This is a genomic window from Petrachloros mirabilis (assembly GCF_975968855.1).
In genome coordinates this window covers 1-11,335 of record NZ_CDLUDY010000104.1, presented here as the reverse complement: position 1 = coordinate 11,335, position 11,335 = coordinate 1, and the positions used below count along the sequence as shown (strand labels likewise).

16 protein-coding genes are annotated in these 11,335 nt (G+C 54.7%); 8 read left to right on the top strand and 8 right to left on the bottom strand.

Translation table 11 applies throughout. The features are described 5' to 3' along the window. The 7 genes from ACWVCN_RS04355 to ACWVCN_RS04325 all read left to right on the top strand — a co-directional run. A partial coding sequence (locus ACWVCN_RS04355) for a sigma-70 family RNA polymerase sigma factor (protein ID WP_455244295.1) occupies window positions 1-323 on the top strand: 323 nt, incomplete at its 5' end. 107 nt (window positions 324-430) lie between these two features. Next, window positions 431-1,492 carry a S1C family serine protease gene (locus ACWVCN_RS04350; protein ID WP_455244294.1) on the top strand — a complete coding sequence of 354 codons (1,062 nt, stop codon included), beginning with the start codon at window positions 431-433 and terminating at the stop codon, window positions 1,490-1,492. Continuing rightward, a complete protein-coding gene (lipB, locus tag ACWVCN_RS04345; protein WP_455244293.1) occupies window positions 1,492-2,244 on the top strand; it encodes a lipoyl(octanoyl) transferase LipB in 753 nt (250 codons plus the stop codon). The genes ACWVCN_RS04350 and lipB overlap by 1 nt, the downstream gene beginning before the upstream one ends. A gap of 17 nt (window positions 2,245-2,261) precedes the next feature. Beyond that, entirely contained in the window at window positions 2,262-3,527 is a 1,266-nt protein-coding gene (locus ACWVCN_RS04340; protein WP_455244292.1) for a Glu/Leu/Phe/Val family dehydrogenase, read from the top strand. Window positions 3,528-3,574: 47 nt separating this feature from the next. After that, window positions 3,575-3,976, top strand: coding sequence for a hypothetical protein (locus ACWVCN_RS04335; RefSeq protein ID WP_455244291.1), 402 nt, complete (start codon window positions 3,575-3,577; stop codon window positions 3,974-3,976). A 105-nt stretch (window positions 3,977-4,081) separates the two neighbouring features. Continuing rightward, entirely contained in the window at window positions 4,082-4,288 is a 207-nt protein-coding gene (locus ACWVCN_RS04330) for a hypothetical protein (RefSeq protein ID WP_455244290.1), read from the top strand. 212 nt (window positions 4,289-4,500) lie between these two features. Further along, the gene (locus tag ACWVCN_RS04325; protein WP_455244289.1) at window positions 4,501-5,034 is read left to right on the top strand and encodes a hypothetical protein; all 534 of its coding nucleotides are present in this window, start codon (window positions 4,501-4,503) and stop codon (window positions 5,032-5,034) included. 171 nt (window positions 5,035-5,205) lie between these two features. Here the strand turns inward: ACWVCN_RS04325 and ACWVCN_RS04320 are convergent, their stop codons facing one another. The 4 genes from ACWVCN_RS04320 to ACWVCN_RS04305 all read right to left on the bottom strand — a co-directional run bounded on the left by ACWVCN_RS04320 (window position 5,206) and on the right by ACWVCN_RS04305 (window position 7,886). Then, window positions 5,206-6,126 carry a D-alanyl-D-alanine carboxypeptidase family protein gene (locus tag ACWVCN_RS04320; protein WP_455244288.1) on the bottom strand — a complete coding sequence of 307 codons (921 nt, stop codon included), beginning with the start codon at window positions 6,124-6,126 and terminating at the stop codon, window positions 5,206-5,208. 16 nt (window positions 6,127-6,142) lie between these two features. Beyond that, window positions 6,143-6,304 (bottom strand): hypothetical protein, encoded by a 162-nt coding sequence (locus ACWVCN_RS04315; RefSeq protein ID WP_455244287.1) that lies wholly within the window; start codon window positions 6,302-6,304, stop codon window positions 6,143-6,145. 51 nt (window positions 6,305-6,355) lie between these two features. Beyond that, a complete protein-coding gene (locus ACWVCN_RS04310; RefSeq protein WP_455244286.1) occupies window positions 6,356-6,583 on the bottom strand; it encodes a hypothetical protein in 228 nt (75 codons plus the stop codon). Window positions 6,584-6,686: 103 nt separating this feature from the next. After that, window positions 6,687-7,886, bottom strand: coding sequence for an FG-GAP repeat domain-containing protein (locus ACWVCN_RS04305; RefSeq protein WP_455244285.1), 1,200 nt, complete (start codon window positions 7,884-7,886; stop codon window positions 6,687-6,689). Window positions 7,887-8,123: 237 nt separating this feature from the next. On the opposite strand from ACWVCN_RS04305, the gene ACWVCN_RS04300 reads away from it, so the two are divergent. Beyond that, a complete protein-coding gene (locus tag ACWVCN_RS04300; RefSeq protein WP_455244284.1) occupies window positions 8,124-8,444 on the top strand; it encodes a hypothetical protein in 321 nt (106 codons plus the stop codon). Between the two features lie 113 nt (window positions 8,445-8,557). On the opposite strand, the gene ACWVCN_RS04295 is transcribed toward ACWVCN_RS04300, so the two are convergent. The 4 genes from ACWVCN_RS04295 to ACWVCN_RS04280 all read right to left on the bottom strand — a co-directional run. Further along, window positions 8,558-9,559, bottom strand: a complete 1,002-nt coding sequence (locus ACWVCN_RS04295) for a PCP reductase family protein (RefSeq protein ID WP_455244283.1) — start codon at window positions 9,557-9,559, stop codon at window positions 8,558-8,560. Between the two features lie 28 nt (window positions 9,560-9,587). Then, window positions 9,588-9,866: an HU family DNA-binding protein gene (locus ACWVCN_RS04290; RefSeq protein WP_455244282.1), complete on the bottom strand. Its 279-nt coding sequence runs from the start codon at window positions 9,864-9,866 to the stop codon at window positions 9,588-9,590. Window positions 9,867-9,915: 49 nt separating this feature from the next. Continuing rightward, complete coding sequence (gene sppA, locus ACWVCN_RS04285; RefSeq protein WP_455244281.1) at window positions 9,916-10,812, bottom strand: signal peptide peptidase SppA; 897 nt, start codon at window positions 10,810-10,812, stop codon at window positions 9,916-9,918. A 59-nt stretch (window positions 10,813-10,871) separates the two neighbouring features. Next, on the bottom strand, window positions 10,872-11,335 hold a 464-nt coding region (locus ACWVCN_RS04280), incomplete at its 5' end, for a S1 RNA-binding domain-containing protein (protein ID WP_455244280.1).

Below are 11,335 nucleotides of genomic sequence, written 5' to 3'. Positions count from 1 at the left end.
CGGTGGCGTTGGAACATCCGGTCGGAGACGGCGGAACGGAATTCGGGGAGCTTCTTCCAGATTCGCAGGCCGTGCCACCGGATGCCCATGTGCATCGGATGGAAATGACGAATCAACTCGACCGAATTCTCGAGACTCTGACGCCGCGGGAACAGACGGTGATCCGGCTGCGATTCGGAATCGGATATGATCAGCCCTCTACACTCGAACAAGTTGGGCAGAACCTGTCCGTCACAAGGGAGCGAATCAGACAAATCGAGGCAAAGGCGCTTAAGAAACTGAAAACTCCGGCTATCAAGGAAATGTTCGCCGCGATTCAGTAAGCAATTCGGTAAGAAGAGACGCCATCGGCGATGAAGGGGGCGGGGAGCGATCCTCACCCCCTTTGTATTTTTCTAACGCTTTTCCTATACAAGGAAGTTATGCGAGAATGGGTACGACTGATCAAATGAAGCTCATGAAAGCTCAGCAGCTTGTTCGACCCATCTTTCTTCTCTCGGTCTTCTTCCTTTTCTCTTCCTTTGCCAGCCCCTGGATCTCGCGCGCAACAGCAGGTGAACTGGATAAATCTCTCACGGTTCCTGAGGTCGTCAAGAAGGTGCGCCCCTCTGTCGTAACCATTATGACCCGCGGCGTGCCGGCAAGCCTTTCCCAGGCACAGTCGGGCTCGGGATCCGGAGTTATTATCGACGAAAGCGGGTACATCCTCACAAATAACCATCTGGTCACCGGCACGAAAAGTATCGTGGTCGGACTGGCAACGGGCCGGCTGACCCCTGGCCGCGTCGTCGCACGGGATTTCTTGCTAGACCTTGCTCTGGTCAAGATCAACGCAAAAGATTTGATCCCCGCAACACTGACTCCCGTGCCGGAAATGGAAATCGGTGAAACGATCGTGGCGATCGGCAACCCTCTCGCTCTCAAGGGAGGATCCACCGTGACTGTTGGAGTCGTCAGCGCACTCGATCGCTCAGTTATCACGCCGGAAGGGGAAACATTGTATGATCTGATTCAAACCGATGCGGCGATCAATCCCGGCAACAGCGGAGGACCGTTGGTGGACTTGGCCGGACATGTTGTCGGCATCAACGTGGCTATCGCCCCATCGGCCCAAGCGATCAGTTACGCGATTTCGATGGAGGCTATCTACTCGCATATTCAGTCAATGATCGTTCGGGGATCAATATACCGGCCCGACCTCGGATTCATTCCCGTGACGATTACCCCGAGCATCATGTCGAGTTTCGGCCTCGAGGGGGAGCGCGGGGTGTTGGCCCTTGATGTTGATGCCGCCAAGCCTGCCGGGATAGCCGGCCTGCAAAGCGGGGATATCATTACAGCCGTTGATCAACATCAGGTATTCAACATGGGTGACTTTTGGCATGCATTGGTGCGATCGGGCGACCAGCCTACCGTCCAACTGACCCTGCATGGGAAAAGCGGGCCTGCCACACTCCAACTACCCAAGCCGGCTTCACTCAAGGGTGAATAATGACTGCCCTAGATGACAATGATCGGAAGGCCGGTTTCAAACTAGCCCGACTCATTTCGTTGACTCATCCCATTTCCTACAAAGACGGGTGGTCGTTGCAGCAACGGCTGCATGCGGATCGCTTGTCTGGAATTGTCCAGGATACACTGCTCATCCTCGAGCACTTGCCGGTTTATACGTTCGGCCGTCGAACGGAACCAGCTCATTTCGGGAAGAGCTTGAACATATTGTTGGGAACTGGAGCAGGAATCGAGCCCGTGAATCGTGGCGGTTCGATAACCTTTCATGGTCCTGGACAACTGGTCGGCTATCCCATTATCAAGCTGACACAATACGTATCCGGCCCGAGAGCCTATGTCCACCTCTTGGAGGACGTGCTCATACAGACACTCGCCCTGTGGCAGATAGTCGGCTATCGAGTCGACAAATGCCCTGGTATTTGGGTTCGAACCAGTGACGGTCACGCTAAGATCGCGTCCATCGGCATTCGGGTCGATCGTGGTGTAACCATGCACGGCTTTGCCTTGAATGTGGATCTAGACCTGGCCCCGTTCGCTCTTATTTCGCCCTGCGGTCTTTCAGATTGCCGGACGATCACCATGGCGGAAATTCTCCAAACCCCGGTCTCTGTAACTTTGGTGGCCAAACAGATTGTCGATATATTTGCTACCCGGTTCGACATTATCTGGAGTCATCATGGAAATGAGGATGTGACTGTCGATCACGAGGCTCCTGTCGCCTGTCGCCCATGAAGGAGGTCTAAGTGCTGATGTCGTCTCTACGGGAACTCGATAACCCCACCTTCCGGTTGGCGGTGGCCCAATTCGACGAAGCGGCTGAAAAGATGGGGCTGGACCCCAACCTCAGAGAACGGCTCAAACTACCCCAACGATCACTTGTTGTAAGTTTACCGATCATGATGGACGATGGACGGGTGGAGGTATTCACGGGCTATCGCGTCCAGCACGATTCCTCCAGAGGACCCTCCAAGGGTGGAATCCGTTACCATCCTGATGTCAACTTAGGGGAAGTAGCGGCTCTTGCGATGTGGATGACATGGAAGTCTGCATTGGTCGATTTGCCCTATGGGGGAGCCAAAGGCGGCGTGGCCGTAGCTCCCAAGCTCCTGTCGCGTGGAGAGCTCCAGCGACTCACTCGCCGGTACGCTGCTGAAATCTTCCCCCTGATCGGGCCCGATCAGGACGTGCCGGCTCCGGACGTAGGTACTGACTCGCAGGTCATGGCCTGGATCATGGACACCTACAGCCAGCAAGTCGGATATTCAGTACCGGGTGTTGTTACGGGGAAGCCCCTTTCGATCGGCGGCAGTCTTGGTCGGGAGGATGCAACGGGGCGAGGGGTTGTCAACGTGACGCTGGAAGCTCTCCGGCATCTCAAAATCGATATTGCCGACACGACGGTCGCAATCCAGGGATTTGGAAACGTGGGCTCTCACACCGCACGGATCATGCACGAATCCGGAGCCAGAGTCGTGGCCGTAAGCGACGTACACGGGGCGATCTACAACGCTCGCGGGCTCGACATACCGGCTCTCATCACCCGCCATAAGGGAACCGGCCTCACATTGGCAGAAACGAAACAAGGAGATACGCTCACGAACGAGGAGCTTCTGCAACTCGATTGCACTGTTTTGGTTCCGGCAGCCTTGTCGGAACAAATTACCAAGCACAATGCAGCCAAGCTTCGTTGCAGAATTCTTGCGGAAGGGGCAAACGGACCGACGACAATAGAAGCCGATCGCATCGTGGAGGATATGGGAATCTTCGTGATCCCCGATATCCTCGCGAACTCTGGTGGAGTTATCGTTTCCTATTTCGAATGGGTCCAAGACGCTCAACGATTCTTCTGGAAGGCCGAGGACATTCAGGTCCGTCTGCGGGAGCTGATCACCGCCGCCTTTCACCGTACCCTTGAGTTTTCGACGACAAAGCGCACTTCGATGCGTATGGCGGCGCTGATGAAAGGGATCGAAAAGGTTGCTCAAGCGCACCAAGACCGAGGTCTTTACCCGTGACCGCACCTGCTTGTCTGAGCAGTTTGTCTCACACCCCTGCCTGATCAATGATGAAGGAATATGCCCTGGCAGCCCTTGCAGGAATCTGGGCTGCCGATGGAATCTTGCTCCTGCTGGCGCCGCGTGTCGTCATGAATCGGATTCGCGAGTTGACGTCCGCCAACCCGGAAATCTTCCGCTGGCAGATGGCCACTGTGGCTGCAGGCATTGCGTTGCTCTTCCTGGGATGGGATCTGCCGCACCAACCTCTCTGGACTTTCACGGCACTGGCAATGATAGCGAAAGGTCTGTTCTTGTGGTTGGGCGCCGCAGAGGTGCGTGACCGGATCGTGGCCTGGTGCGTTACACGCGAAGAGGTAGATTATCGATTCTGGGGAATAGGACTATGTGCCCTTGCGGTCCTGCTTCTGCATGCGCTAGGGTGGATTGGAAACGACTCAGGGAATTGACGCAACCTCGTTTGGTTGATGGATAGGGAAGACGTACACAACTTGTGGGAAGCGCACAAACTCGATGATTGGCCTCGACTGTCGAGCCGTTATGAGGGTCCACTCATGACCTTGGACACGGTAATCTGCGGTTGTGTGGTCTATTTTCTCGACAATCAAGAGGGACTCGATGACCAACGGCGTGGTATCGTCGGTGACTGTCTTTCGGATCTTGAAGCGTTGGAGCAGGAAATAGAGGAGGAGAGCCGACCATATTTTCAGCGCCTCCGCGAATTGGGAACCTTGCTTCTTATCGCTCCTCCCTCATCGTAGGCATTCAAGGGAGAAAAGGCCTCTGCGGGTCGGGGTCCCCCCTGATACGGATCCAACCGGGTCGTGCCTTTGCAGGATAACCTCAAGCGCATTCCTTGCAAGTTTGACAACCCTTCCGATAGAATGCGGACATTGAATGCAAATCCCTCCACTGGATTGATGCGCTCAATGTTGCAGCGTTCCGAGGACACCTGGCCCACAAGGAGGAGTTGATGAAGGTTATCCTGCGACTGTTGTTGATTACCGCCGTTACAATGAGCGGAGGCGGTTTGTGGGCTACTTCAGGATTGGCTGAGCCATATGAATTGACGAAGAACGATGTGATGGATCCCAAGAGCATCAAGAGTTCTGACGTCTCGCTATTTGGGGTCAAGATTGGAGATCCCGAAGCCAAAGCGCTGGACTCTCTGGTTAACGAAAGGATTCCCGGAATCAAGGTTGAACAGGAGGCGCTGTTCATTTTTTTACTCGACCAGCGCAAGCCAACGGGCCCGATGGCTGGAGTACGTATTCAAGACGGGAAGGTGGATTTAATCTTCGTAAACAACCGGTTTTCATATAAGACGCGCGGAATCCTTCGTAACGTACTCAACAGTGAAAGCCCCGAGGATATACGGAAGCTGCTCGGCAAAGAAGAATATGGAGACGAGAACGTCATGGGCGCCATTATGGCCTATGACCAACAGGGATTTGTCGTAAATTATCTCGGCAAGGATGTGAACATCGAATTCTCACCTGTTCGCTAACCTTCCTCCAACAAAGAGCGCATGTCCCCCTTGGCGGTCATGCGCTGCTATTCTCAAGCAACCATTTCGACGCATCTCCTCGGGCGGCTAAGGCTGTGCCGGAAGGAACCAATAGGTGAAAAGACTCGACCGGGGGTATGTGTGAAGGTATGTCCGAGTAAGAAAGTGTGCCTACTGAAGCGATCCGGATTCCTTCAGGCCGAAATTGATCAAGCTTGTCGCAGTATTCCAGCGTCGCTTGGCATTAAGAATGACTAAGAGAAGGTCCCTGCCGTTCTGTGAAACCTTGGCGATCAGACAACGGCCGGCTTTTGAGGTAAATCCGGTCTTGATGCCCTCGACTCCGGGAATCCGACCGAGAAGGCGGTTCGTTGTACGCAGGACGTATCCTCTCGTTCCGTTGACGGGCATGATCGTCGCACGTTCCTCGCGGACCAGGTCGCGGAAGATCGGCTGTTGAAGCGCTATTACGCTCAGCGCAGCCAAGTCTTCGGCGGTCGAGTAATGGTCTGGATTATCGAATCCGCAAGCATTACTGAAATGGGTATCCCGCAAACCCAGCGCTGCCGCCTTCGCATTCATCAACATGACGAATTGAGATTCGTCGCCGCCGACGTGTTCGACGGCAGCCAGACAGGCGTCGTTTGCCGAGACGATCAGCATCGCCTTCAGCAAGTCTTCCAGTCTGAATACCTGCCCTGTCTTAAGCCGAAGATGCGTTTTGGGGGCCCTGGCCGCTGCCGGACTTACCGTGGCTAAATCGTCCAATCGACCCCGCTCCAGAATCACGAGAGCCGACATAATCTTCGTCAAACTCGCAGGCGAGAGACGTTTTCCCGACTCATGTTCATAAAGGATCCGCCCGCTATTGAGTTCTTTGAGCAAGATGCTTTTGGCCGGAACACGCCGCCGCCAAGGTAATGTCTGACCCTCCTCATGAACTGCCTTCGCGCGCCTGGATTTAACCACCGCCCTCTTTGCAAAGGCTGGCGAGGAGAGAAGTGCGTCGAGATTCACAAAGAAGACAGTGCCCAGAAGAATCGTGGCGTAGATTGAAATCGGCCACCATGCTACAGTTCGACACGATGTCATCCGTGCTTCTCTCATCTTATAAGCTGTACGATTCTCTCACCTTGGAGCCTCGGGCTCCGCTATCGATGACCTTCAGGAAGAACCGAAGCAGATCGGCGAGATCGATCCAAAACCCGCAATTCAAACATCGGGCATAAAGACGTCGATTCATGAGCGTATAGTGACGCTCGACCATCATAAACCCCTTACATTTCAAACAATGCACAGAATCTCCGCATCACAGGGACATTCATCTGATCCGATTCATCACCAACGCTAAACAACCTGCCAGCAATCCTCCGCCTAAAATTGTCGTTCCGAACGAAACGAATGGACTGGTCCCTCCGCTCGGTTGCACGCCGTCGAATAGGTCTCGGACACCTCCCTGCACCATCAACACAGACAGTGTGAGCAGTGCTCCGATCCCGAACCACCATGCGAAGGATCTCACTACGTCCTCGATCGGGCCCGCCGGCATTGGTAAAAAATGCGTCTGTGGGCACTCTAGCCGAGGGGTTCTAACCTGTCAAGAAGACGACCCGTTCTATCCGTTCGCCGCCTTCACCATGCGTCATTACCGCTTACTGCTCCGTTACAGTTTGCGCCGGAGCCGGTCTGAGTCCCCGATGAAGAAAAATGGATACCGTTCCCTGGCCGTTGTCAGCCGTGACGAGTCCCGGCTCTTCCATCGACTGCGTCGTGACACTGAAGAGGGCCACCGCGAACGGCCCGGATTTCGTTCGGTAATTCCTGGGTGGGTACTCGAATGTGCCGTCGCCGCGGCCAAAAAGAATCGACAGATCGTTTGATTGCAGATTGACGATTGCGACATCTGCACGGTGATCTCCATTAAAGTCCCGGGCGAGCCCATAATTTGGGCTGGCATCGGCGCCAGAATCGTGTCCCGCCTGAAAGGTCCCATTGCCATTGCCTAGAAATGTGGAAAAACTATCCCGTTCTCCGTTGATGACGAGTAAGTCTTTGATGCGATCGTTGTTGAAGTCGGCAAAGCTCACGCCGAGCGGTCGCTTTCCGGATCGATAGTCTGTTGGCTTATGAAACGTGCCGTCGCCATTCCCGATCCAAATCGAGACGGCATTCGACATGGGACCGCCGTTCGTGACAACGAGATCGATCTGCCCATCTGCATTAAGATCGGAAAGGGCGACGGAAGTGGGCGTGTCTCCATACTCATATTGGACCCCAAGACGGAACTCTCCATTTCCTTCTCCCAGAAAAACCTTGACCTTGTCGTTTCGTAAGGCCACAACGAGGTCTGGAAACTGATCTCCGTTGAGATCATCACTGGCAATACTGACCGGTGTGCGATGCACCGGGTATTGCGGCCCCTCTTCGAACTTCCCGTCGGCCCGGCCGAAGAGCACGGCGATCTGGTCACTGCCGGAACAAGCCAGAACGATGTCCGGATATGTATCCCCGTTGAAAAGTCCGGTTGCTAACGACCTTGGTTCCTGACAAACATGAAGTTGAACCTGTTCGTGGAAGGTTCCGTCTCCATTCCCGAGCAGGATCGAAAGAGTGTTGCTGCTCATATTGGTCGTCACCAGATCGGTGAAGCCGTCCTGGTTGACATCGAAGGGAGTGACGGTCGTAGGGTTCTTTCCAACCTTATAACTGGCGAAATAGTACAGAGGATCCGGAGGAACATAGGGATCCTGCCTGGAGCAGGCCGTGACGAAGAACGTCACCGCAAGGCCAATGGCGATGCTCAAACAGAGGCAACTGAAAATACCGGAGTCCATCCCTACTCGGTTATGCAATGACGCTCCTCTCGGCAATCTTCCAACGGAGTGGCGAGGCGACGGGATGTTCGTTAAGCAACAGGTCGCAAGCCTTGGACGCAAGTAAGTATACCGAGCGCGGCTTGGAGCTGGCAATGAACCGGAGTCTTGGCAATCAGATCCATTTGGGGAAATGATGTCGATTGTGTGGGGAAGGGAGGCTTTGAAAAACGCCCATGATCTAGGGTACACTAGCCACCTTGCAAGGAGGAGTCCATGGGGAAGACTGTAAAAATTGACATCAGTATGTATGGTATTGCGGAAGTGCTCCACTGGTGCCATGACCGGAACAAAGGTCGCATCGAGGGGGTGAATACGGCGGGCTTCGAAAAGATGAAGGCTCTCTTGGCTGAAAAGCCTAAATCCGGTGACTACTTTACCCTCGACCAATTCTGGAAAAAAAGGGTGACATTGGAACTGACCGAAGAAGAGGTTGAGCTGATTGACCGCTGCCTTTACGACATCCCCAACTTCGACAATGAACCCCTTCCCCAGATTCGTCACAAGTTTTGGCCCAAGCAGGCAGCAGCCCACTAATCAATTCAATCCAGCCAGACTGAGCAAAACCACAAAACGGCGCCGCCCATACCACAAAACCGTGGCATGGGCGGCACACGCATGCTTCGCCGAAATCTATTGAAAAACGTGAACTAGAGAGTTCCCTCTCCTTTGAGATACCGTCGGAAACGATCCATCAATTCCGCTCCCAACGTTCCTCCTTCGGGTTTCTTGGTTTCTGGATCCGCGAAGTGTCCTCGAATCTCCTGCAAGCGTTTCTCTGCCTGCTCATTGCCCTTCAGTCGCTTGGTTTTCTCTAGGGCAGTGTCGAAGGCGTCGAACGTCAGTTCATTGTAGCCAAACGAGCGGATTCGTTTCACGGCCTTCATCATGGCTTGATTGCGAAATCCTGTAAGGTGATCGGAGTCGATCTCCTTCAAACCGAGCTTGCGGGCCCTTCGCTCGGCAGCCTTTCGAATTCCGCTACGCACAAAATCCGGGGAAGTCTGCAGTCGTTTCCACGCTTCATCCGTCCAGGCGATGCGCTCCTGCGGGGCATCCCAAAGCTCCGTAAGGACCTGTTCGTTGATTTGGGCGATTCCTTTCTCTCGAGCCCAGTCCTCCGTATCGCGCTTGAGCATGTCAATGACGAACTCCACAGCGATCGGTGGCGATTGTTTGACCTTTTCCTGCAGCTTAGCGAGGGCGCCGTCCGTCCACGGTAACGGCGCCGAAGCTGCTTCGCGCACGTCTCCCATGGATTCGACTTTTTCGAACAGCTCGACGTTTACCTCCATATGCCCGCCCTCTTTGGCGACCTCTTCCGCGATCTGTTTAATCATTCCACGCATGAATTCGGGGACCGTGTTGAGCCGTTCCTTGGCAGCGGCGGTCCACGGGAGTCGGCCTTGCGCCATCGCCTCCGCTGCGTCCGCCATACCGGCTTCCCCGCCCATCCCTCCCATCATTTGGCTCTTGAACTGATCGAGGATGGTTTCCGTAATCTCCGCGTAACCCAGTTCGCGGGCTTTCTTCTCAGCCAGCCGGCGAACCATGCCGCGCAAGAAGATCGGGGCTCGTTCCATACGCTTCAACGCGCCGTCGGTCCAGCGAACTTCGGTGACGACTGAGTCGTCGGAGTTTGATGTACTCATGCTAATCCTTAAATCGCTTGCGATCCGTTTACTGGTTGAGTAATTCCTTGAGTTCTTTCCCCGCCTTGAAAAAGGGAACCTTCTTCGCAGGAACGGCGACCGTTGCCCCGGTTTTCGGATTTCGCCCCTCTTTCATCCGGCGGGAACGAAGCCGAAAACTGCCGAACCCTCTGATTTCGGTTTTGTCCCCGCTCTTTAGGGAATCGCGCACGCAGTCAAATATCGTATTGACGACGATTTCGGCTTGCCGCTTCGTCAAGGTCGTCACCTGCTCGGAAACACGTTCGATAATCTGCGCCTTCGTCATGTCCGATTCCCCTTTCGCTACGGCAAGCTTGACCGCCGTTCCGACCGAGTTAGAAAACCATGAGATATTTGAGACTGACTCCTGAATAGAAATCAAGTTTAGGGAGCACCGCCGAGAGTTTCGATTCGAGTAAATCTCTGATCGAGAACCGGCGTCGTGGCTCGACGACCTTCGGCTCGCCTTCAATGCCGGCCAAGTCCGCGGCCAGTTGAATTGCATCATCCAGATTGCCGAGCTCGTCGACCAGCTTTGCTTCTTTAGCCTGCCTGCCCGTAAAGATTCTCCCGTCGGCGAGCCCCTGAACGGTCGAAACATCCAGCGCGCGGCCTTCCGCCACCGCATCGATGAATTGCATGTGCACATCATCCATAACTGACTGGAGAAGAGCCTGCTCCTCCTCCGTCATCTTTCGCAACGGTGAACCGACGTCCTTGAACTTACCGCTCTTCACAACGATACCCTCGACGCCGATCTTCTTGAGCAGCCCCTCCACGTTGGCCATTTCCATGATCACGCCTATGCTTCCGGTCAAGGAACCCGGATTGGCCACAATACGATCCGTGGCCGAGGCGATGTAATAGCCTCCCGACGCGGCAACCGTTCCCATAGAAGCGATGACGGCCTTGTTGTTCTTGTTACGGATGCGCTGCACCGCATCATAGATCTCCTGTGAAGGGACAACGCCACCTCCTGGGCTGTCAATACGCAGGACAATCGCCTTGACGAGGGGATTTTCAGCGAATCGCTTCAACTCCGTAATCGTCTGTTGCGAATCGAGAATCACCCCCTCGACGCGGATCAGGGCCACACGGTCTTCCGTCGAAAGGTCCAGATCGGGGAAGAACAGATTTATGAAAAGCAAGAGACCGAATGCAATCCCCAATCCCCACAGGATTTTCCTGAACAGGGAGCGTTTTGCCGGTCTACCCTCTGTGTTGTCCGTCATACGTCACATCACGTGCAGCGCCGAGCCCGTCGTGAACTCGGCGCTGCGCCGGTCATGAATTACCGCTCGTCGTCTTCGGCTCCCCTTTTCCGGCTTTGCTTCGCCGCACGCCCCAAACTTTGATCTGGCGCGCCCTGCGAAGCATGATACTCGTCAACATGGCGTCGCTCGGAATCCAGCTCGTGGTCCCGGAGGCTCAGGGCGATCTTCCGCTCTTCGCGGTCGACCTTGATGATCTTAGCCGTGACGTCGTCCTGAATTTTGAACTTCTCTTCCAGCTTAGCGTTTTGATCCAAACCGGCCTCGCTGATATGGATCAAGCCCTCAACGCCTCCCTCGAGCTCAACGAAGATGCCGAAGTCCGCCACCTTGCTGACTTTGCCGGTTGCCGAATCGCCAACACGATATCGGCTCGGGATTTCATCATCCCACGGATCGCGGGATAGCTGCTTGTACCCGAGTGACAGCCGTTCCTTTTCCTTATCGATCCGAAGCACGACCGCTTCGACCTTCTGGCCCTTCT